Here is a 20739-nt window from a genome sequence, read left to right on the forward strand (position 1 = left end):
ACGATCGACGCGACCTCGCGTGGTGGTCGAGTCCGCCGACGGGACAGCGCAGACCATGAAACGCCCGGTGGCCCCCGACTCCACGAGTCGGGGGCCACCGGGCGTTCAGGGGTCGCGACGCCGGAGGCGGCGCAGCCTACACAGCGATGATCGTGACCTTCGTGTCCTTCGGGACGCGCTCACCGGCCCGCACCGACTGGTTGACCACGCGTGCCCGGTCCCGGTCGTTGAACTGGACGTCGACCTTCAGGCCCGCCTCTTCCAGGATCTTCTTCGCTTCCTTGACCGACTTGCCCTCGACCTGGGGCACGGTCACCGAGTCCGCGGACACCACCACGGTCACCCGCCGGTTGCCCGGTGGCAGGTTCGTGCCCGCCGGCGGGTCGGTGCGGATCACCTTGCCGCCGTCGACCTTGTCGGAGAACTCCGTCGGGCCTTCGACCGGCTCGAACCCGGCCGCGCTCAGCTCGGCGAACGCCTCGTCCTTGGTCTTGCCCGTGACGCTCGGCACCGGCTTGGGCTCCGAGCCCTTGCTCAGCACGATCGTCACCGTCGAGCCGATCGGCACCGGCGTGCCCGGCGCCGGCTTCAACGTCACGACCTTGCCCTTGGGCACGCGGTCGCTGAACTCGTCCTCGGCGGGGTTGAGCTGCGCTTTCAGTCCGACCGACGTGATCTCCCGCTCGGCCGCGGCGACCTCGACGCCCCCGTTGACCTGCGGCACCACCGGCTTGCCCGCGGACACCACGAGCCGCACCAGGTCGCCCTGGTTGGCCTTCGTCCCGGCGGGCGGGTCGGTGCTGATCACCTGCCCGCTCGGCACGGTGTCGCTGTTCTCCCGGCGCACCGTCTTCTTCAGCGACGCCTCGTCCAGCAGCGCGGTGGCGACGGTCTCGTCCTGGCCGACCAGGTCCGGCACGGTCGCGACCCGGCCGATGGCCAGCCACCAGATCGTGACGCCGATCAGGATCGCGGCCACCACGACGACGCTGAGCCACGTGATGAACTGCCGCTTGCCGCGCGCCCGCATCTCCTCGTAGAGCTGCTCGGGCGTCTTCTTCTTCGGCGGTCTCTTGGGCCGCGGGCGGGCCGGGGGAGTCGGGCCGGCCGGCTTGGGCTCGGGCGGCGCGAGCAGCTCGGCCCGGGAGATCGCCCTGGTGCCCTGCGGACCGCTCGCCGGCGGCACGAGCGGGTTCGGCCGGTGCACCGGCACGGTCGGCTCGGCGAACGGCGCGCCCACGCCCACCCGCACCGGTTCCACCCGCAACGTCTGCTCGGCCGTGCTCACCGGCGCCGGCACGTGCTCGGTGGCCTCGTCCGCGACCGCCGCCGCGACGGGCACCGGCACGTCCACGGCGGCGATGCCGAGCTTCGCCCGCGCGGTCTCCACCTCGGACAGGAACGACTCGGCGTCCGCGGGCCGCAGGAACGGCTCCTTGCGGGTCGCCCGTCGCACCAGCTCCGCCACCTCGGCGGGCACGTCCGGCACCGGCGGCACCTCGTCGTTCACGTGCCGGTAGGCCACCGAGATGGCGTTGTCGCCCACGTACGGCGGCGCCCCGGTCAGCATCTCGTACAGCAGCACGCCCGCCGAGTACACGTCGCTGCGCGCGTCCGTGGTGCCCGTGGTGACCTGTTCGGGTGACAGGTAGGCGACTGTGCCCAGGATCATGGTGTCGCTGGTCACGCCCGCCGTCGACACGGCGCGCACGAGGCCGAAATCGGCGACCTTCACCGTGCCGCCGGGCCCGATCAGCACGTTCTCCGGCTTCACGTCCCGGTGCACGAGGTCCGCGCGGTGGGCGGCGGCCAGCGGCGAGAGGATCTTCTCGATGACGGTGAGCGCCAGCGGCACGTCCAGCTTGCCGCGCGCGGTGAGCAGGTCGCGCAGCGTGCCGCCGTCGACCAGCTCCATGACCAGGTAGACCCGGTCCTCGTCCACGCCCTGGTCGTGCACCTGCACCACGCCGGGGTGGTGCAACTTCGCCGCGGACCGCGCCTCGCGCTCGAACCTCGCCACGAACTGCGGGTCGGCGGAGAACCGGGGATCCATGACCTTGATGGCCACGGTCCGCTCCAAGCGCGTGTCCACACCTCGGTAGACGGTGGACATGCCGCCCCGCGCGACCAGGGCGCCTACCCGGTAGCGCTGTTCGAGCAGCCCGCCGATCACGTTCGTCGCCGACCTTTCCACAGCCGTGGATCGTACGGTGGGTGGTGCCGACCGAGTGCTGTGCGCTGGAGCATCCCACGCGCGCTTGTGGGATCCGTGTCAAAGTCGGGTGAAACAGGGGGTAGCCGCAACCCGACCCGCGGGTGTACCGCCACCACCCGGTTGGCGCAGGGCGTCGTTCACGTCGTTGTGGCATCGTGACGCACGTGAGTGCGATTCCTGCCGCTGCGGATGTGCTGGCTCCCGACCTGGAGGTCCTGCCCCTCCCCGAGGTCGCCGAGCGTCTTGACCTGCCCATCAACCGAGTCCACCAGTTGCTGCGCGACGGTCAGCTGATCGCCGAGCGGCGCAACGGCGTCCTCGTCGTCCCCGCGCAGTTCCTCGCCGCCGGAGGCGTGGTGAAGGGCCTGCCCGGCACCATCACGGTGCTGCGGGACTCCGGCTTCTCCCCGGAGGAGATCCTCCGGTGGCTGTTCACCGAGGACGAGACCCTGCCCGGCACGCCCGTCGAGGCGTTGCGCGGCGACCGCGGCCGTGAGGTGAAGCGGCGGGCACAGGCCTTGGCCTTCTGACGAGCACCGCACCACCCCCAGACGACCGTCCGCGTCCGGGCGGCTGCCCAGCCGCCCGGACGCCGTGCCCCCCCGCCTAGCGCCCGGTGGCCCTGGCCACCAGCGCCCGCGCGAACCCGGGCACGGCCACCGCCAGCCGCCGCGGGGTCGGCACCACCACCCGCCGGTCCAGCACCTGGTAGTCGGCCGCCGCGATCTCGTCCAGGATCTCCCGGTACAGCGTGAGCGCGGTCCGCACGCACGGCCGCGACACGGGCCGCAGCATCGGCACACCCGCCTCGGCCTCCCGGTACTCGGCCAGCGTGCGCGCGACCAGGTGCCCCGTCACCCGCCGCACCCGCTGGTCGGCCTTCCCGGTCCGCCGGCACCACACCAGCAGCTCCCGGTCGACGCCGTACGCCGTCAGCACGTCCTGCGGCAGGTACAGCCGGCCCCGGTCGAGGTCCTCGCCGACGTCGCGCAGGAAGTTCGTCAGCTGGAACGCGCGGCCCAGCGCGGCGGCGGACGGCTCGGCCTCCGCGCGCGGCACGACCGTCCCGAACACCGGCAGCAGCTGCAGCCCGATCACCGCCGCCGAGCCGTGCACGTAGCGCTCCAGCGCCGGGAAGTCCGGGTAGGACGTGACGGTCAGGTCCATCCGCATGGACGTCAGGAACGCGGTGAACAGCGCGGGGTCGATCGAGTAGCGGCGCACGGTGTCCACCAGCGCGGCGAGCACCGGGTGGCCGGTCCGACGTCCCGCCAGCTCGTCGGCCAACTGGGCGTCCAGCAGCGCGAGGTCACCGGCCGGGTCGGCCGAGTCGCCGCTGTCCACGATCTCGTCGGCCCACCGGGCGAAGCCGTACAGGGCGTGCACGGCGGGCCGCTGCGCGGGCGTGAGCAGGCGGGTGGCGAGGAAGAACGTGCGGCCGTGCCGGGCGTTCAGCTCGCGGCAGCGGGCGTACGCCGCGGCCAGGTCGGTCACCGCCGGTCCGCCGCCCGGGTAGCCGACGACCGCACCGGCTCGACAAGTGCGGCGCTCGATCGGGGGAGGGACGTGGTCGCGGCCATCGCGGCGACATCGTCGCACAACGCCACACGTGGCGGCCTCGTCACCCGCGCGCTCAGCGCCGGGTCTGCGCCCGCCTCGCCGCCGCGGGGCGCCGCGACCTCGCCCCCGTCGTCCCCGTGATCCGCTGGGCGGCCAGCTTGCCGGAGATCAGCACCGGCGGCACGCCCACGCCCGGCGTGGTGCCGCAGCCGGCCAGCACCGCGTTGTCCAGGACCAGGTTGCGCGGCCGGAACGGCCCGGTCTGCGCGAACGTGTGCGCGGCCGAGAACGGGGTGCCCGCGGCCAGGCCCATGGCGGCCCAGTCCGCCGGCGTGACCAGGTGCTCGACCTCGATCGCGTCGCCGAACCCGGTGAGCCCGCGCGCCTCCAGCACGCCGACCAGCTCGTCGCGGTAGGCCGGGCCGACGCGGTCCCAGTCGACCGGGCCGACGCGCAGGTTCGGCGCGGGCGCCAGCACGAACATCCCCTGCCCGGGCGGCGCCGTGACCAGCAACGACGGGTCGCTCATCAACGTGCCGCGGCGGGTCAGCTCGTCGAACGTCCGGTCCCACTCGCGGCCGAAGAACAGCGTGTGGTGCGCCAGCTCCGGCCACGTCCGGTCCACGCCCGCGTGCAGCACGACCGCCGACGGCGACCACGTGATCGGCACGGGACGGCGCGGCCGGTGGCCGAGCAGGCGGTACGCCATGGGCAGGTCCGGCGTGAGCACGACCGCGTCGCACGGGATGCGCTCGCCGTGCGTGGTGCGCACCGCGGTGACCCGGCCGCCGATGCGCTCCAGCCACGCCACCGGCGTCTGGAACCGCAGGTCCGCGCCCGCGTCCCGGGCCGCCGCCGCCAACGCGTCCGGCAACGCCCGCATCCCGCCCTCGGGGTAGTGCACGCCCGCGATGGTGTCCATGTACGCGATGACGGCGTACGCGGCGAGGGCCTTGCGCGGCGGCACGCCCGCGTACAGCGACTGGAACGAGAACACCCGCTGCAACCGCTCGTCGTGCAGGAACCGCGCCACCGACGGCCCGAGCCTGCCGAACCCGCGCAGCGCGGCCAGCCTCGCCAACTGGGGCGTGAGCAGGGACAGCGGCGAGTCGAAGTTCGCGCCGATGAACTGCTCGCACTCCACCCGGTACAGCTCGGTCAGCCAGCGGCGCAGCGCCCGGTACCCCGCGGCCTCGCGGGGACCGGCGAACCGGCGCACCTCGGCCTCCATCGCCTCGCCGTCGGAGTGCACGTCCAGCGTGCTGCCGTCGGCGAAGCGGGCCCGGTAGGCGGGGTGCACGGGCCGCAGGTCCAGCCGGTCGGCGAGCGAGTCGCCGACCGCGTCGAGCGCCTCGTCCACCAGCTCCGGCATGGTCAGCACGGTCGGCCCGGTGTCGAACCGGTAGCCGCCCAGGTCCAGCCGACCGGCCCGACCGCCGGGCACGGCGTCGCGCTCGACCACGGTGACCCGGCGACCGGCGCCGAGCAGGTGCAGCGCGGCGGACAGCCCCGCCAGCCCCGCGCCGACCACGACGACGTGGTCCGTGCGGCCGGTGACCGTGCGCATCGTCAGGAGGTCCGCTTCGTGGCGCTGATCGCCAGCTCCGCCAGCCGCTCACCCGCCGGTTCGGCGATCGGCGCCCGGTCGAGCGCCCGCAGAGCCGACTCGGTCAGCTCGGCGATCCGCTCCTCGACCGCGTCCACCGCGCCGACCTCGCGCAGCCGCGCGCGCACCTCGTCCACCGTGGCCACGTCCAGGTCGGGCTTGCCCAGCGCCTCGTGCAGCACGTCCGCGCCGAACTCCATGCCCAGCGCGACCAGCAGCGTCCGCTTGCCCTCGCGCAGGTCGTCGCCCGCGGGCTTGCCGGTGACCGTCGGGTCGCCGAACACGCCGAGCAGGTCGTCGCGCAGCTGGAACGCCACGCCGATGTCCGTGCCGAACGAGCGCAGGCCGTCCACCAGCTCCGGTGACGCCCCGCCGATCGCCGCGCCCATGTGCAGCGGCCGTTCCACGGTGTAGGCGGCGGTCTTGAGCCGGTCGATGCGCAGCGCCGCGGCCGGCGAGCTGTCGCCGCGCGCCTGCGTGAGCACGTCGAGGTACTGGCCGGCCAGCATCTCGGTGCGCATGTCCCGCCACGGCAGGCTCAGCCGCTGCAACGCGTCGGTCGGCAGGCCGGCGGCGAACAGCATGTCGTCCGCCCAGGCCAGCGCCACGTCCCCGATCAGCACGGACGCGGCCAGCCCGAACCGCTCCGGCTCGCCGAGCCAGCCCTCGTCGCGGTGCCTGCGGGCGAACCGGACGTGCACGGTCGGCATGCCGCGGCGGGTCTCGGAGGCGTCCATCAGGTCGTCGTGCACCAGCGCGCAGGCCTGGATCAGCTCCAGCGAGCTGACCGCCGTGAGCACGGCGTCGGCCAGCTCGCCCTCCGGGTCGCCACCCGCGGCGCGCCAACCCCACCAGGCGAACGTGGGCCGGATCCGCTTGCCGCCGCCGAGGACGAAGTCGGCCAGCGCGTCGACCGCGCTCGTGAAGTTCTCCTCCATGCGCGCACCCAGTGCCCGGCGGTCGGCCAGGTAAGCGGCCAACGCTTCGTCGACGTGCTTGGGCAGTTCGAGGTCCAACGGGTGGGGCGGCACCCGTCTATGGTCACCTCTGCGACTTCGGGGTGCCCAACCGGGGGGCTCGTCCCATCCAGTGACAGCCTGCTTCCACGCCTCGGGCGAACCTCTAGGCTGTGCGGCATGACGTCGGTGGTCGAACGCCTGCACCGGGGATCCCCCGTGTTCTCCGTCGAGTTCTTCCCCCCGCGCGACGAGTCCGAGGAGACCATCCTCTGGCGGGCGATCCGCGAGCTGGAGGCGTTCGACCCGGCTTTCGTGTCCATCACCTACGGCGCGGGCGGCTCGCAGCGCGACCGGACGATCCGCACCACCAGCCGGGTGGCGCAGGAGACGACCCTGCTGCCGATGGCCCACCTCACGCTGGTCGACCACTCGGTGGCCGAGCTGCGCAACGTCATCGGCTGGTACGCGGCCGTCGGCGTGCGCAACATCCTCGCCGTGCGCGGCGACCCCCCTGGCGACCCGAACGGCGAGTGGGTGGCGCACCCGGAGGGCCTGACCTACGCCGAGGAGCTCGTCCGGCTGTGCCGTGAGCTGGGCGACTTCTGCGTCGGCGTGGCGGCGTCGCCGTACGGCCACCCCCGGTCGACGGACCTCGACTCCGACACCGAGTACCTGGTGCGCAAGCTGCGCGCCGGCGCCGACTTCGCCATCGCGCAGCTGTTCTTCGAGCCCGAGGACTTCCTGCGCCTGCGCGACCGCGTCGCCGCGCGCGGCTGCGACACCGTGCTGATCCCCGGCATCATGCCGCTGACGACGCCTCGGACCCTGGCCAAGACGGTGGAGCTGTCGGGCGCGTCCGTCCCGGACTCGGTGGCGCGCCGCCTCGACCCGTACGCCGACGACCCGGCGGGCTTCCGCGCGGCGGGCATCGACCTGGTGACCGAGGTGGGGGAGCGGCTGATCGCCGAGGGCGTGCCGTGCCTGCACTTCTACACCTTCAACCGGTCGAAGGCGACCAGGGAGATCGTCGGCCGCCTGGGCCTTGTCCCGGCCCGCGCTCTGTAGAATTGCGCCGCCTCCGGCGTCGCGGGCGAGGTCGCCGGGAAGTCGACCGTTCGCGCCCTGATTCTCCGACGATCGAAAAGCGTGATCGCCGGAGAATGAGGACGCGAACGATCGACGCGACCTCGCGGGGGTGTGAACGATGACGGCCCCAGGCGACGTCGGGGCGTAGCCGAAGACCGGATCCCGACCCCCGACCTTGGCCTCAGGCGACCTGACGGGCCCGGCGCGTCGGAACGGACGTGACCGGTCTCAGTCGATCTGGCGGGCAGGCGTCGGAACCGAATTGGTGTTTCAGGCGACTTGGTGGCGGCGGTGGGCGACGATCGCGAGGATCACCACGATGAGCGCGGCCCCGCCGGTCAGCCCGGCCACCAGCATGGTCCAGCCGAGGTACGACACCGAGTTGGCGCCCGCGTAGCGCACCGTGGCGCTCAACATCGACGCCTGGCCGGGCTTCGGGGACCACGCGATGGTCGCGTTGTCCTCCTCCTGCCCGTTCGTGTCGATGATTTCACCCGGAAAGCTGATCTTCACCTGGATGTCGGCGCGCTCCGGCGGCACCTGCGTCAAGTCGACCGACCCCGACAGCGTCACCAGGTCGCCGGAGCGCCGGAACGCCAGCTGGTAGCGGCTCGACGACGCGCTCGTCGCCACCGACAGCGCCCGCACCTCGTCGAACGACAGCCCGTTGAACGACAGCTGCGTGCCGACGTAGTCGTCCACCTTGTACGGCTTGGTGCTGACCCGGCTGGCCAGCTCGTTCGGCACCTTCAACTGCGGGCCGGGGTCGTTGTCCTTGGTCGGCGGGGTGGCGGCGGTGATCTCGCCGGACACGCGGTCGTCGGTGGACAACGCCATGGCGGCGTGCAGCCGGACGCACCCCGTCAGCGCGAACAGCGCGAGGAGGAGAACCGGCAGGAGGAGCGCGGAGGCCCTGGGCACCAGGCCATCCTGCCGGCCACGGTCAAAAGTTGACCGACTACACCCGATCGTGAGCGTGGCTAATTACCTGTTGGAGGGACACGGGCCGGAGGTAACGTGCGGCGCATGGCAACCTCCTCCGCCGGCGTGCACGGCATCAGCAACCAGTTCGTAGCCGATTACGCGGCCGCGGACCCGTTGACCGCGACGTTCATCGGCAAGCCCGGCCACGACGACCGGCTCACCGACTACTCGCCGGAGGGGCACGCCGCCCGCAAGGAGCTGTCGCAGAAGGCGCTCGCCGCGATCACCGCCGCCGAGCCCGCCGACAAGTCGGAGGCCGACGCGAAGGCCGTGTTCCTGGAGCGGGTCGGCCTCGACGTCGAGCTGCACGAGGCCGGCCAGATGGAGGGCCACCTCAACGTCATCGCGAGCCCGGTGCAGTCGCTGCGCGAGGTGTTCGACCAGATGCCCACCGAGACCGCCGACGACTGGGCCGTGATCGCCAAGCGGCTCACCGCCCTGCCGGACGCGGTGGCGAACCTGCGCGCGGGTCTCGCCTACGCCGCCGACAAGGGCCACGTCTCGGCGTTGCGGCAGGTCAGCAAGGTCGCCGAGCAGTGCGACACCTGGGCGGGTCGCGCCGGCGGCAAGTCGTTCTTCGCCAACCTGATCGCCGACGCCCCCGTGGACGGCGCGCTGCGCACCGAGCTCGAAGCGGGCGCCAGGGCCGCCGCGGAGTCCTACGGCGACCTGGCCGCGTTCCTGCGCGACGACCTCGCGCCCAAGGCGCCGAAGAAGGACGCCGTCGGCGAGGAGGTCTACCGGCTCCAGTCCCGCTACTTCACCGGGTCCCGCCTCGACCTGGCCGAGGCCTACGAGTGGGGCTGGGAGGAGTTCACCCGCCTCGAGACCGAGATGAAGCAGGTCGCGAACCGGATCAAGCCGGGCGCCACCCTCGCCGAGGCCGCCGCCGCGCTGGACGCCGACTCCCGCTACCTGGTGCACGGCAAGGACGGCCTGCGCTCGTGGATGCAGGAGCTGTCGGACAAGGCGTTGCAGGACGTGCGCGGCGTGCACTTCGACCTGCCGGACGAGCTGATGAAGCTGGAGTGCCGCATCGCGCCGCCCGGCGGTGGCGTCGGCGCGTACTACAGCGGCCCCACGCCGGACTTCTCCCGTCCCGGCCGCATGTGGTGGTCCGTGCCGGACGACAAGGAGACCTTCTCCACCTGGCGCGAGGTCACGACCGTCTACCACGAGGGCGTGCCCGGCCACCACCTCCAGGTCGCCACGGCCGTCTACCAGGCGGGCAAGCTGAACGAGTTCCAGAGCCTCATGTGCTGGGTGTCGGGCCACGGCGAGGGCTGGGCGCTGTACGCGGAGCGGCTGATGCGCGAGCTCGGCTACCTCGGGGACGACGGCGACCTGCTCGGCATGCTCGACGCGCACCTGTTCCGCGCGGCCCGCGTGATCATCGACATCGGCATGCACCTGGAGCTGGAGATCCCCAAGGGCACCGGCTTCCACGAGGGCGAGCGGTGGACCCCGGACCTCGGTCTGGAGTTCATGCTGACCCGCACCATCACCGACCCGGCGCACGTGCACGACGAGATCGACCGCTACCTGGGCTGGCCGGGCCAGGCCCCGTCCTACAAGCTGGGTGAGCGGCTGTGGCTGGCGGCCCGCGACGACGCCCGCGCCCGGCACGGTGACGCGTTCGACCTCAAGGCGTTCCACCGGCAGGCCTTGGAGATGGGGGCCATGGGGTTGGACACTCTTCGTGAACGGCTCACGGAACTCTGACCCGACCCGGTGACCTCGGTTTCACGCCGAGGTCACCGGATCAGGTGTTTGATGTTGTGGGCGAACGACCGTAGGGGGACCTGATGACCGGACGTGCGATGCGTGCCGCACTCGGCGTGGTACTGGCCGGCACGTTGCTGGTCGCCGGGTCACCAGCCCTCGGTCAAGCCCAACCGCTGGGCGACCAGGCCGAGTGGCGCGTCCGGCAGGACATCGTCGACAACGCCCTGCGCCAGGTCGGCCAACGCGAGGGCAACGGCAACTACTACCCGCCGCAGTACCAGGTGGCGGGCCAGGGCGTGCTGCGCCCGGCCGAGTGGTGCGGCGTCTTCGTGAACTGGGCCTGGACCACCGCCGGCGTGCCGGACCGGCCGTCGATGCGCCCCGCACCCGGCGCCTCCGTCCTGGACCAGGGCCACTGGGCGACCTACTGGCAGAAGTGGGGCAAGGCCACCGGCCGCTGGAAGGACATCTCCGAGCGCGACGTGGCACCCGGCGACGCCGTCGTCTACGGCAACTACCCGGACATGCACGCCCACGTGGGCGTCGTCGTAGAGGTCAAGTACGACCGGACGGGCCGCAAGGCCACCCACGTCCGCACCGTCGAGGGCAACTTCGGCGAACGGGTCGTCTACTCGAAGCTGCGCAAGATCGAAGGCCTGAACGCCGGCAAGTACCTCCAAGCCTCCGGCTTCGTCTCCCCCTTCTAACTCCCGCCCCAACCCCCGCCCTAAATCCCGCTCAACCCCCCCGCGCCCTACCCCCACCCTCACCTCGTGCACTGACACGCCCTTGCCCACACACCCTTCCCCAAAGGAAGGGCTTCGTGTCATCCCGCCGACCTGGCTCCGCCCTACCGCGCGTGTCAAGGGGGCCTGTTCACCGATACCTCGCGGCATTCACCTATACCTGCCCCCTTGATACGTGTGGTAGCCCGTAGGGAGGTCGGTGGGATGACACGAAACCCGCACCACAACGGACCCGGCGCAGAACCACCCAAAGAGCCGTCATCCTGCTGATCTGCCCGTCCGGCGAGGACTCTTTCAATCTTTTGATCTTCTAACCCACCACCCAGGGCTCCCCCCACCCTCACCCGAGCGGCAAAACCCTCCCCAACACCGCAAACGGCCTCGGATCGCCGGTGAACTGGTAGTGCCGCAGCACGTCCACGAACCCCACCCGCCGGTACAACCGCCACGCCTTGCTGGGCCCCTCCGGCGTGGACAACAGCACCCGCGAGCTGGGCACACCCTCCACCAGGTTCCGCAGCAACTGCTCGCCGACCCCGCGCCCCTGCGCCCGCGGCAGCACGTGCAGCTCGGTCAGCTCGAAGTAGTCGTGCATCCACTCCTCGACCGCCCTCGGCCCGGACACCATCGTCAACCCGTGCCGCACCTGCTCGTGCCACCACTGGCCGACCGAACCCCGGTACCCGTACCCGATCCCGATCAGCTCGTCCTGCTCGCCCAGCGCCACCACGCACCGCCACCCGTCGCGCAGCATGTGCGCCAACCACATGGGTGCGCGCTGCTCGGCCGTGCCGGGCGGGTACTCCATCGCGCTGACGTAGAGCGCGAGCGCCTCGTCCAGCCGGGAGCTCAACTCCCGCGCGGACAGCGCGACGACCCGCTGGGACGGCGCGGCGGTCACTGCGCGACCTCCGCGGATGTGCCGCCGGTCAGGTCGAGCAGGCCCGCGTACGTCGTGGGGTACACCGCGTGGGGGTGCCCGGCCGCTGCCCACACCACCTCGTACTGCTCCAACGCGACGTCCACGAACGTCGTGATCGGCGCCGGGTGCCCCACGGGGGAGACGCCGCCGATCACCTGCCCCGTGTGCTCGCGCACGAACGCGGGCGTGGCCCGTTCGATCGCGTCCGCGCCCGCCAACACGGCGAGCTTCGCGGTGTCCGCGCGGTGCGCGCCGGAGGTGAGCACGAGCAACGGCGTGGCGACCCCGTCGCGGACCGCGGCGAAGATCAGGCTGTTGGCGATCGCGCCGACCGGCACGCCCACCGCCTCGGCCGCCGCGGCGGCGGTGCGGACGGCGTCGGCCAACACGCGGATCCCGTTCGCCGCATCATGATGGCCCGCCTCGGACAGTGCGGCGGCCACCTTGCGGATGCCGGGGTGGTCGAGTGCGCTCACCTGTTCATAAGACCACGGGCGGTCGGCTTGAGGAGTTCCGGGCCGGCAGGATAGTCTGGTCCTGCTCGAACGTTTGTTCGAGCAATGCCTTGGTGGTGGGGGGGGGGAAGCGCCCCACCACCAAGTGCCGCCGTCTCCCCGCGGCGGTCGTCGCTGTCCCGACGCCGCGAGGAGGCCGCGAGATGACTCAGACCTTCCCCCGCCGCATTCCCCTCCCGCTACCACCGGCGTCGGCGGTGACCCTGCTCGGACAGGCCCGCGAGTGCCTGACCGAGGCCGAACGGGACCCGAACCCGCCCACCCGCTTCGCCACGGCCTACCTGGCCGCGATGCGGGCGGCGGCGGCCGTGCTGGCGGCCAGGGGCCGACCCCACCGGGGCCGGGCCAAGCCGACCAGCGTGTGGGTCCTGCTGCCCTCCCTCGCGCCGGAGCTGCGCGAGTGGGCCGCGTTCTTCGCCGAGTGCTCGGCGACGCGCGCGGCCGTGCTGGCGGGCATCACCAGGCAGGTCACCCAGCGCGCAGCCGACCACCTGGTGCGCCAAGCGGCGCAGTTCACCGAGTTGGTCGACGAGATCATGTACGAGGACGGACTGTGAGCAGGGGACTGGTCGCCTACGACCGCCTGATCGACGTAGTGGAGGCCGAAGCCGAGCGCCTGGCGGCGTCGGCCGAGGGACAGCGCCCGGAACGCCAGGTGCCCGCGTGCCCCGGGCTCAACCTCGGGGAGACCGCGCGACACGTGGGCAGCACGTACCGGATGGTGGCGACGTGGCTGAGGGAAGGCAGCCAACCCCTGGTGTGGCAACAGGACCCGGAGCCGGGGCAGCCGTTGCCGGAGTACGTGCGGGCGGGCGTGCGGCCGCTGGTGCGGGCGTTGCGGCCGCACGAGCCGGACGACCCGTGCGAGACGTGGTGGCCCGCCGAGCGCAACCACAACTTCTGGGCACGGCGGCTGGCGCACGAGTCGACCGTGCACCGGATGGACGTGCAGGCGGCGGCCGGGTTGCCGATCGACCCGGTGGACGACGACGTGGCCGAGGACGGCGTGGACGAGATCCTCACGCTCTGGCTGGGGCACCGGCTCGACATCCTCGGCGTGCGCGGCACGCGCGAGGGGACGGTGGCGATCCGCACGGGCGACAAGGTGTGGCTGGCCACCACCGGCCCCGACCCGGCGGTGGCCCGGCTCGTCACCGACGGGGAGGTCTCGTCGGCGAACGGCGAGGTGACCGGGACCCCCATGCAGGTGTACCGCTGGCTGTGGGGCCGGATCCCGGACCGCGACCTGCCCCCGACGACCGGCGACCACGACGCGATCGCGCAGCTGTGGGCCTTGTTGAGGCTGGCGACCAAGTAACCGGCTGGACGTGCGTCCGCCGCCGCAGAGAGCGGTACCGGCGGCGGACGCGCTCACCTCCGCACCTTCATCTCCTACCCCCGCACTTCTCCCTGCCTCACCTCAGCACTCCCTACCTCACCTCAGCACCAGGTTGTGGTAGTAGGCCGAGCTGATCTTCTGGATACCGCCCTCACGCACCTGGGTCGACACGTCCATCTGCCCTTGGCCGTTGTAGTTCCAGACGATGACCTTGCCGTCCTTGAGCACCGTGTTGTGGATCTGCCCGGCGGCGATCGCGGTGACCCCCGTCTTCGCGATCGTGGGCACCGAGGCCTGCTCGTACTCGTTCCAGCCCCAGGCGATCACCTCGCCGTCGTCCTTCAGCGCGAGGTTGTGCTGGGCGCCGGCGGCGATGGCGACGACACCGGACCGGGCGGCCTCCGGCACGTCGACCTGGCCGTACTTGTTCCAGCCCCAGGCGATGACCCCGCCGTTCTTGAGGGCCAGCGCGTGACCGAGTCCCGCGGCGATCGCCGTGACGCCCGACGTCGCTTCCTTCGGCACGTCGAACTGGCCGAAGTTGATGCCGGGGCCGCCCGACTCCCATCCCCAGACGAGGACTCCGCCGTCCTTGACCGCCAGGCTGAAGTGCTGGCCGGCGGCGATGGCGGTGACGCCGGACGTCGCCTCCGCGGGCACCTGCGTGAGCAGGGACCGGCCCCAGGCGATCACCTGCCCGTCCTTGATCGCCAAGCTGTGGTAGGTCCCGGCGGCGATCGCGTCGACCCCGTCCCACAGCGCCAGCGGCACCCGGAGGTGATCGCCTTCGAGCGACCCCGGATTGCTCCAGAGCAGGACCTTGCCGTCCTTGATCGCCAGGTTGTGCTTGAACCCGGCGGAGATGGCGGTGACCCCCGACCTGGCCTCCTCGGGGATCGGGACCTTCGCCACCGCGGCCGTGCCCCAGGTGAGGACCTCGCCGATGGGCACGGGAGCAGCGGACGCGCGGGCCACGCCGACCGACGTGGGAGCCACGCCGACCGACGCCCCCGACGCGGGCGCCACGCCGACCGACGCCACCGATGCGGCGACCACCGCCGCCACCAGGCCCGACGCGCGCAGGCCGCGAACGAACATTCTCAAGATGCTTCTCCAACAGGTGGGCTGTGATGGTTCACGCGCCCGGAGAAGCTACTGACGATCACCACACGCCGCGCACACAAACTCACAGCTCCAGGGCGGTGACCTCCGCCAACCCCGCACCCGTCGCCGTCTCCAACCGGAAGCGCGCCGCGCGCCCGTCGATCTCCAGCACGCCGACCGAGTTGCCGAAGTGCGGGCCGCTCAGCTTCTGCCACGCCACCGGGTCCGGCGAGATGCCGCGCCGGTCGGCCCACCACCGCAGCAGCCTCGCGATCGGCTTCGACCACGACAACCGGAACGCCGGCCGGAACACCCACGGCGGCTCGTTGTGCACCGGCGAGCACACGAGCTGGTACACCTTCGCCCGCACCGACGAGCCGAACGTCGCCCGTGCCGCGTAGCTGTGGTGCACGTCCCCCGACAGCACGCACACCGTGCCCGGCGCGTCCTCGGCCCCCGAGATCCGCTCCACCAGCCGTGCCATCCGCTCGAACGACGCCCGGAACGCGGGCCAGTGCTCCAGGTCCGCGACCTGCCGCACCTTCTCGCCCACCCGGCCGCGCCACCCCGGCAGACCGGCCATCCGCTCGTTCAACGACTGGAAGTGGCTCAACGCGTGCGGCATCAGCCACGGCAGCGACGAGCCCACCAGCAGGTGGTCGACGTCGCCGTGGGCGTTCTCCTCGATCCAGTCGAACTCCCGGTCGCCCACCATCAGCCGCCGCGGCCCGGCCAGGATGCGCCCGCTGCGCGTGTCGATCACCAGCAGCCGCACGCGGCCGAAGTCGCGCCGGTAGCTCCACCGCGTCGACTTGCCGCCGTCGACCTCCCGGTCCGCCTGCTCGGCGAAGTCCTCCAGCAACTCCCGCACGTCACCACCGGTGGACCGCACCTTGGCGTACAGCTCGTCGGTCGCCAGCTCGTCCGGGCTGAGGTTGCCCAGGTGCTGGTAGACCCAGTACGACGCGAGTCCCGCCCGGATGCGCTCCGGCCACCAGCGCTTGGTCGCCATCTGCTCGCGCCACGTCCGCGAGGTGTTCCAGTCGTCGCGCACGTCGTGGTCGTCGAAGATCATCGACGTCGGCACGACGGACATCAGCCAGCGGATCTCGGGGTCGGCCCACGACTCGTGGTACAGCTCGGCGTACTCGCGGAACGACACCACCTCGCCCGCCGGCTCCGGTCTGCGCTCGGCCAGCCACCGCTTGATCCGCGGCGTCGGCTCGTCGGCGTAGACCTGGTCGCCGAGCAGCACCAGCGCCTCCGGCCACCGCTCCTGCGGCTCGTCCTTCATCCGCAACGCGTACGCGTCCAGCGCGTCCGGCCCGAGCTTGTCCGGCGTGCCCTCGCCCTTGGCCGCGCGGCACGACCCGAACAGCAGCCGCCGCACCGGCGTGGTGCGGATGCTCGGGGCCGGGAACGGCGAGTCCGGCAGCGGCCAGACCACGTCACCGTCCAGCCGCACGTCGTAGGGCGTGGTCGTGCCCGGTTCCAGCCCTTCGACCACCACCAGCGCGAAGTGCTGCTCGCCGACCTGGAACGTCTCGGCGCGATGGCCGGCGACGGCGACCTCGCAGGCCGCGTCGGTCTCGACCCACACCGTGGCCGAGAGGGAGTCGACGTGCCGCAGCACCGGACCGAGAACGAGCTGAGCCATTGCGCAGACGTTACCTTCGGACCATGGCAACGAGGTGGTGCGATGTGGTGGTCGATTCGGCCGATCCGGCCGCGCTCGGCCGGTTCTGGTCGGCGCTGCTGGGTCGACCGGTCACCGGTGAGAGCGCCGACGAGGTCGACGTGGAGCTGAGCCCCGGGCAGGAGCTGGTGTTCGGGCTCGTGCCGGACGTGAGGCAGGTGAAGAACCGGGTGCACCTCGACCTGGCGTCGACGTCGCCGGAGGACCAGGCGGCGATCGTGGCGCGGGCCGTCGAGCTGGGCGCGAAGCCGGTCGACGTCGGGCAGGGCGACGTGCCGTGGGTGGTCCTGGCGGACCCGGAGGGCAACGAGTTCTGCGTGCTGGAGCAGCGCGACGAGTACGCGCACACCGGTCCGGTGGCGGCGGTCGTGGTGGACGCGTCCGACCCGCCGGCGCTGGCCGCGTTCTGGGCCGGTCCGACCGGGTTGCCCGTGACGCGCTCGGCGGCCGACTTCGCGTCGTTGGCGCAGGAGGCCGGGCCGTCCCTGGAGTTCGTGCGGGTGGCCGAGCCGAAGGTGGTGAAGAACCGGCTGCACCTCGACCTCGCGCCGTTCGCGGACGACGACCTGCCGACCGAGGTGGCCCGGCTGGAGGCGTGGGGCGCCGTGCGGGTGGACGTGGGGCAGGCCGACGTGCCGTGGGTCGTGCTGGCCGACCCCGAGGGCAACGAGTTCTGCGTGCTGACACCTCGCTGAAGAGGCCGTCATCTCCCACCTCCCCGACTCACTCGGCCTCCCTAGCTTCGCCTCACCCGACCTCACCGCCTCACCCGACCTCACCGGCCTCACCAGCCCTCACCGGGCCTCACCGCAGGGTGAGCGCGGTCTCGGCCCCGACCCGGGTCAGCTTCTCGGGGTTGCGGACGTAGTAGAGGCCGGTGATGCGGCCGTCTTCGACCTTGATCGCCATGACGCCGTCGACCTCGCCGTCGAAGCGCACGACGAGCGCCGGGTTCCCGTTGACCACGACGGGCTCGCCGGTGAACGTGCTCTCGAGCCGGCCAAGACCGCCGAGGACCATCCGGATCACCCTGTCGGCGCCGGTGACCGGCCGCGGCACGGCCCGCTTGACGCCGCCGCCGTCGCTGATCAGCACGACGTCGGGGGCGAGCACCGCGAGCAGTCCCGGTACGTCCTCGGCCTCCAGGGCGCGCCGCAACGACTCCAGCGCCTCCCGGGCCTCGCCCGGCGAGACCGCCTCACGCGGGCGGCGGGCGTCGACGTGCCGGCGGGCGCGGTGCGCGATCTGGCGGACGGCCGCGGGGGTCTTGCCGACGGCGGCGGCGATCTCGTCGTAGCCGACGTCGAAGGCCTCGCGCAGCACGAACACGGCGCGCTCGGTCGGCGACAGCGTCTCCAGGACGAGCATCAACGCCATCGACACGCTCTCGGCGAGCTCGACGTCCTGCGCCACGTCCGGCGCGGTGAGCATCGGCTCGGGCAGCCAGGAGCCGACGTACGCCTCCTTCCGGCGCCGCATCGTGCGCAGCCGGTTGAGCGCCTGCCTGGTCGTGATCCGGACCAGGTAGGCGCGCTGGTCGCGCACGTGCGCGAGGTCGACCTCCACCCACCGCAGCCAGACCTCCTGCAACACGTCCTCGGCGTCGGCGGCCGAGCCCAGCATCTCGTACGCGACGGTGAAGAGCAGGTTGCGGTGGGTGACGAACGCCGCCGTCGCCTGGTCGGTGGTGTGCTCGGCCATCGGCCGGTCCACGCCGGTCTCGAGCTGCGCCATGGTGTCTCCTTCGCTCCCGGGGCGGTCACAAGACGCCGCGTGGTCGAGAGTTGTGACAGGCGCGTGGCGCGGATCACTCGTCCCGCCGCGACGGCTAGGCTGAAGCGTGGTCAGGTTGCTGGACGACGAGTCGCTGGAACGGTCGTCGGTCGTGGCGAACTGCGCCATGAACCGCGAACGCGGGCTCACCGGTTCCAACGGCTACGGCCGCGAACTCGGCCTCGACGTCGTCGACCTGATCACCGACCGCCTGTCGCGGGGCGCCGAGGCGTTCCACTGGCTCGACCTGTGCTGCGGCACCGGCACGGCGCTGCTCGAATGCGCCCGCCTGGTGGACGACCCGCGGCTGCGGATCACCGGCGTCGACCTCGTCGACTTCTTCGCCGGACCGCCGCCCGCCGGGGTGGAGTTCGTCACGGGCCCGGTGGAGTCCTTCGCCCCGCGACGGTCCTTCGACCTGGTGACCTGCGTCCACGGCCTGCACTACGTCGGCGACAAGCTCGGCGTCCTCGCCCGCGCGGCGTCCTGGCTGACCGAGGACGGCGTCCTGGTGGCGAACCTCGACCTCGCCGCGGTCGTGTCGGCGGAGGGTCGTCCGTGGGGCCGGCGGCTGACCGGGTCGCTGCGGTCGGCGGGGTTCGACTACGACTCGCGACGGCGCCGCGTCAGGTGCGTCGGGCGCCGGCAGGTCGACCTCCCGTTCCGCTACCTCGGCGCGGACGACCAGGCCGGCCCCAACTACACCGGCCAACCCGCGGTGAACTCGCACTACTCGGATCGCCCCTGAACCTGGCGAAGGGGAGTGGGCGCAACCCGATGGACGCAACCCGCTCCTGCCGCCGGCCGATCTCCCCGGCTCGCACGGCTCCTGGTGCTCTGGTCGGTGACCGTCTACAGTGCGCCAGTATGCAATATATTAGTCGCGCCCTCTACCGCGACCAGGCGTTGATCGCGATCCGCGAGGCGATCCTGGGCGGCGACCTGGCGCCCGGCGTGCCGATCAAGGACGTGGAGCTGGCCGGACGGCTGGGCCTGTCCCGGACGCCGGTGCGCGAGGCGTTGGCGCGGCTGACCGACGAAGGCCTGGTCGAGAGCAAGCCGCACAGCTACACGCGGGTCACGCCGCTGGACACGGCGGCGGTGCGCGACGCGCACGTGGTCGTCCAGGCCATGCACGCGGTCGCCGCCCGGCTGGCCGCGCCACGCCTCGTCGAGGCGGACCTGGACGCGATGCGCGCGGCGAACACGGCGTTCGCCCGCGCCCTCGCCTCCGGCGACGTGCCCGCCGCGCTCGCCGCCGACGACGAGTTCCACGCGGTGGCCGTGCGGCGTGGCGGCAACTTCGCCGTCACGGCCACCATCGAGCGCTACACGCCCCTGGTGCGCAGGCTGGAACGGCTGCGGTTCGCCGCGCCGACCGGCCGCCACTCGGTGGCGATGCACGACGAGATCATCACCGCCTTCGCCGCGGCCGACGCCGACCTCGCGGCACGGCTGGTCGAGCGGAACTGGGCGACGTTGGCAGACCTGTTCCGGGTTGAGGAGAACTGACATGGCGCTGGGCGATTTCGAGCGTTTCCCGCTGACCTTCGGCCCGTCCCCGGTGCACCGGCTGGAGCGGCTCACCAGTCACCTCGGCGGCGCGCGGGTGTGGGCCAAGCGGGAGGACTGCAACTCCGGGCTTGCCTACGGCGGCAACAAGACCCGCAAGCTGGAGTACCTGGTGGCGGAGGCGTTGGCGACGGGCTGCGACACGCTGGTGTCGATCGGCGGCGTGCAGTCCAACCACACGCGCCAGGTCGCCGCGGCGGCGGCGCGGGCCGGGCTGAAGTGCGTGCTGGTGCAGGAGAGCTGGGTCGACTGGCCGGACGCGGTGTACGACCGGGTGGGCAACATCCTGCTCAGCCGGCTGATGGGCGCCGAGGTGCGGTTGGTCCAGGCGGGCTTCGGCATCGGCGTGAAACCCGCTTGGGAGCAGGCGATCGAGGACGTGCGCGCGGCCGGCGGCAAGCCGTACGCGATCCCGGCGGGCGCGTCGGACCACCCGCTCGGCGGGCTCGGGTTCGCCGGGTGGGCGGCCGAGGTCGAGCGGCAGGAGGCCGAGCTGGGCGTGCGGTTCGACACGATCGTCGTGTGCTCGGTGACCGGCAGCACGCAGGCGGGCATGGTCGCCGGGTTCGCGGGCAGCGGCCGGCGGGTGATCGGCATCGACGCCTCCGCCGAGCCGTGCGACACCAAGGCGCAGATCACGCGCATCGCCAAGAACACGGCGGACCTGCTGGGCGTGAAGGTGACCGACGAGGACGTCATCCTCGACGACCGCTTCCACGAAGGCATCTACGGCGTGCCGGGTGAGTCCACAGTGGACGCCATGAAGCTCGGCGCCCGGCTGGAGGGCATGATCACCGACCCGGTGTACGAGGGCAAGTCGTTGGCGGGCCTGGTGGAACTGGTCTCCAGCGGCGAGATCCCGCGCGACTCCGACGTCCTCTACGCGCACCTGGGCGGCCAGCCCGCGCTCAACGCCTACAGCGCGCTGTTCCGCTGA

The 20739-nt window shown here is 72.3% G+C and carries 20 protein-coding genes; 10 read left to right on the top strand and 10 right to left on the bottom strand.

The window, feature by feature from the left end; genetic code table 11:
• Nucleotides 1-136 precede the first annotated feature (136 nt).
• Complete coding sequence (locus ACZ7GX_RS06885) at nucleotides 137-2194, bottom strand: Stk1 family PASTA domain-containing Ser/Thr kinase (RefSeq protein WP_498773695.1); 2058 nt, start codon at nucleotides 2192-2194, stop codon at nucleotides 137-139.
• Between the two features lie 185 nt (nucleotides 2195-2379).
• On the opposite strand from ACZ7GX_RS06885, the gene ACZ7GX_RS06890 reads away from it, so the two are divergent.
• Nucleotides 2380-2745: an Rv2175c family DNA-binding protein gene (locus ACZ7GX_RS06890; protein ID WP_498773697.1), complete on the top strand. Its 366-nt coding sequence runs from the start codon at nucleotides 2380-2382 to the stop codon at nucleotides 2743-2745.
• A 76-nt stretch (nucleotides 2746-2821) separates the two neighbouring features.
• Here ACZ7GX_RS06890 and ACZ7GX_RS06895 read toward each other — a convergent pair whose 3' ends face one another.
• The 3 genes from ACZ7GX_RS06895 to ACZ7GX_RS06905 form a co-directional block, all read right to left on the bottom strand.
• Nucleotides 2822-3709 carry a phytoene/squalene synthase family protein gene (locus tag ACZ7GX_RS06895; protein ID WP_498773699.1) on the bottom strand — a complete coding sequence of 296 codons (888 nt, stop codon included), beginning with the start codon at nucleotides 3707-3709 and terminating at the stop codon, nucleotides 2822-2824.
• A 139-nt stretch (nucleotides 3710-3848) separates the two neighbouring features.
• A complete protein-coding gene (gene crtI, locus ACZ7GX_RS06900; RefSeq protein WP_498773701.1) occupies nucleotides 3849-5342 on the bottom strand; it encodes a phytoene desaturase family protein in 1494 nt (497 codons plus the stop codon).
• Nucleotides 5343-5344: 2 nt separating this feature from the next.
• Complete coding sequence (locus tag ACZ7GX_RS06905) at nucleotides 5345-6412, bottom strand: polyprenyl synthetase family protein (protein ID WP_498773703.1); 1068 nt, start codon at nucleotides 6410-6412, stop codon at nucleotides 5345-5347.
• 105 nt (nucleotides 6413-6517) lie between these two features.
• On the opposite strand from ACZ7GX_RS06905, the gene ACZ7GX_RS06910 reads away from it, so the two are divergent.
• Entirely contained in the window at nucleotides 6518-7405 is an 888-nt protein-coding gene (locus ACZ7GX_RS06910; protein ID WP_498773705.1) for a methylenetetrahydrofolate reductase, read from the top strand.
• Nucleotides 7406-7696: 291 nt separating this feature from the next.
• On the opposite strand, the gene ACZ7GX_RS06915 is transcribed toward ACZ7GX_RS06910, so the two are convergent.
• A complete protein-coding gene (locus ACZ7GX_RS06915; protein WP_498773707.1) occupies nucleotides 7697-8347 on the bottom strand; it encodes a DUF3153 domain-containing protein in 651 nt (216 codons plus the stop codon).
• Between the two features lie 105 nt (nucleotides 8348-8452).
• Between ACZ7GX_RS06915 and ACZ7GX_RS06920 the strand changes: the two genes are divergently transcribed.
• Nucleotides 8453-10132, top strand: coding sequence for a DUF885 domain-containing protein (locus ACZ7GX_RS06920; RefSeq protein ID WP_498773709.1), 1680 nt, complete (start codon nucleotides 8453-8455; stop codon nucleotides 10130-10132).
• Nucleotides 10133-10215: 83 nt separating this feature from the next.
• A complete protein-coding gene (locus tag ACZ7GX_RS06925; RefSeq protein ID WP_498773711.1) occupies nucleotides 10216-10842 on the top strand; it encodes a CHAP domain-containing protein in 627 nt (208 codons plus the stop codon).
• Nucleotides 10843-11221: 379 nt separating this feature from the next.
• Here the strand turns inward: ACZ7GX_RS06925 and ACZ7GX_RS06930 are convergent, their stop codons facing one another.
• The gene (locus ACZ7GX_RS06930) at nucleotides 11222-11782 is read right to left on the bottom strand and encodes a GNAT family N-acetyltransferase (RefSeq protein WP_498773713.1); all 561 of its coding nucleotides are present in this window, start codon (nucleotides 11780-11782) and stop codon (nucleotides 11222-11224) included.
• Nucleotides 11779-12279, bottom strand: a complete 501-nt coding sequence (locus ACZ7GX_RS06935; RefSeq protein ID WP_498773715.1) for a YbaK/EbsC family protein — start codon at nucleotides 12277-12279, stop codon at nucleotides 11779-11781. The genes ACZ7GX_RS06930 and ACZ7GX_RS06935 overlap by 4 nt, the downstream gene beginning before the upstream one ends.
• 182 nt (nucleotides 12280-12461) lie before the next feature.
• Here ACZ7GX_RS06935 and ACZ7GX_RS06940 point away from each other — a divergent pair, with 182 nt between their 5' ends.
• Complete coding sequence (locus ACZ7GX_RS06940; RefSeq protein WP_498773717.1) at nucleotides 12462-12875, top strand: SAV_6107 family HEPN domain-containing protein; 414 nt, start codon at nucleotides 12462-12464, stop codon at nucleotides 12873-12875.
• Nucleotides 12872-13636, top strand: a complete 765-nt coding sequence (locus ACZ7GX_RS06945) for a maleylpyruvate isomerase family mycothiol-dependent enzyme (RefSeq protein WP_498773719.1) — start codon at nucleotides 12872-12874, stop codon at nucleotides 13634-13636. Before ACZ7GX_RS06940 ends, ACZ7GX_RS06945 begins: the two co-directional genes overlap by 4 nt.
• Nucleotides 13637-13753: 117 nt before the next feature.
• Here ACZ7GX_RS06945 and ACZ7GX_RS06950 read toward each other — a convergent pair whose 3' ends face one another.
• Both ACZ7GX_RS06950 and ACZ7GX_RS06955 read right to left on the bottom strand, forming a co-directional pair.
• On the bottom strand, nucleotides 13754-14755 hold the full coding sequence (locus ACZ7GX_RS06950) for an RCC1 domain-containing protein (protein ID WP_498773721.1): 1002 nt from the start codon (nucleotides 14753-14755) through the stop codon (nucleotides 13754-13756).
• Between the two features lie 88 nt (nucleotides 14756-14843).
• Nucleotides 14844-16418: an alkaline phosphatase D family protein gene (locus ACZ7GX_RS06955; RefSeq protein WP_498773723.1), complete on the bottom strand. Its 1575-nt coding sequence runs from the start codon at nucleotides 16416-16418 to the stop codon at nucleotides 14844-14846.
• A 23-nt stretch (nucleotides 16419-16441) separates the two neighbouring features.
• On the opposite strand from ACZ7GX_RS06955, the gene ACZ7GX_RS06960 reads away from it, so the two are divergent.
• Nucleotides 16442-17152: a VOC family protein gene (locus tag ACZ7GX_RS06960; RefSeq protein WP_498773725.1), complete on the top strand. Its 711-nt coding sequence runs from the start codon at nucleotides 16442-16444 to the stop codon at nucleotides 17150-17152.
• A gap of 109 nt (nucleotides 17153-17261) precedes the next feature.
• Here the strand turns inward: ACZ7GX_RS06960 and ACZ7GX_RS06965 are convergent, their stop codons facing one another.
• Nucleotides 17262-18158, bottom strand: coding sequence for an RNA polymerase sigma-70 factor (locus ACZ7GX_RS06965; protein ID WP_498774085.1), 897 nt, complete (start codon nucleotides 18156-18158; stop codon nucleotides 17262-17264).
• Nucleotides 18159-18297: 139 nt separating this feature from the next.
• Between ACZ7GX_RS06965 and ACZ7GX_RS06970 the strand changes: the two genes are divergently transcribed.
• From ACZ7GX_RS06970 to ACZ7GX_RS06980, 3 genes are all read left to right on the top strand, one after another.
• Entirely contained in the window at nucleotides 18298-18978 is a 681-nt protein-coding gene (locus ACZ7GX_RS06970) for a class I SAM-dependent methyltransferase (RefSeq protein ID WP_498773727.1), read from the top strand.
• 119 nt (nucleotides 18979-19097) lie between these two features.
• Nucleotides 19098-19742 (top strand): GntR family transcriptional regulator, encoded by a 645-nt coding sequence (locus ACZ7GX_RS06975; protein ID WP_498773730.1) that lies wholly within the window; start codon nucleotides 19098-19100, stop codon nucleotides 19740-19742.
• A 1-nt stretch (nucleotide 19743) separates the two neighbouring features.
• Nucleotides 19744-20739 carry a 1-aminocyclopropane-1-carboxylate deaminase gene (locus tag ACZ7GX_RS06980; protein WP_498773732.1) on the top strand — a complete coding sequence of 332 codons (996 nt, stop codon included), beginning with the start codon at nucleotides 19744-19746 and terminating at the stop codon, nucleotides 20737-20739.

It is taken from the genome of Actinosynnema sp. NPDC037264 (assembly GCF_055603705.1).

Bases quoted from the DNA above. Each gene is read 5' to 3' on its own strand.
- crtI (WP_498773701.1), bottom strand. From the start codon at position 5,342: ATGCGCACGGTCACCGGCCGCACGGACCACGTCGTCGTGGTCGGCGCG.
- ACZ7GX_RS06910 (WP_498773705.1), top strand. From the start codon at position 6,518: ATGACGTCGGTGGTCGAACGCCTGCACCGGGGATCCCCCGTGTTCTCC.
- ACZ7GX_RS06920 (WP_498773709.1), top strand. From the start codon at position 8,453: ATGGCAACCTCCTCCGCCGGCGTGCACGGCATCAGCAACCAGTTCGTA.
- ACZ7GX_RS06925 (WP_498773711.1), top strand. From the start codon at position 10,216: ATGACCGGACGTGCGATGCGTGCCGCACTCGGCGTGGTACTGGCCGGC.
- ACZ7GX_RS06940 (WP_498773717.1), top strand. From the start codon at position 12,462: ATGACTCAGACCTTCCCCCGCCGCATTCCCCTCCCGCTACCACCGGCG.
- ACZ7GX_RS06950 (WP_498773721.1), bottom strand. From the start codon at position 14,755: ATGTTCGTTCGCGGCCTGCGCGCGTCGGGCCTGGTGGCGGCGGTGGTC.
- ACZ7GX_RS06955 (WP_498773723.1), bottom strand. From the start codon at position 16,418: ATGGCTCAGCTCGTTCTCGGTCCGGTGCTGCGGCACGTCGACTCCCTC.
- ACZ7GX_RS06960 (WP_498773725.1), top strand. From the start codon at position 16,442: ATGGCAACGAGGTGGTGCGATGTGGTGGTCGATTCGGCCGATCCGGCC.
- ACZ7GX_RS06965 (WP_498774085.1), bottom strand. From the start codon at position 18,158: ATGGCCGAGCACACCACCGACCAGGCGACGGCGGCGTTCGTCACCCAC.
- ACZ7GX_RS06975 (WP_498773730.1), top strand. From the start codon at position 19,098: ATGCAATATATTAGTCGCGCCCTCTACCGCGACCAGGCGTTGATCGCG.
- ACZ7GX_RS06980 (WP_498773732.1), top strand. From the start codon at position 19,744: ATGGCGCTGGGCGATTTCGAGCGTTTCCCGCTGACCTTCGGCCCGTCC.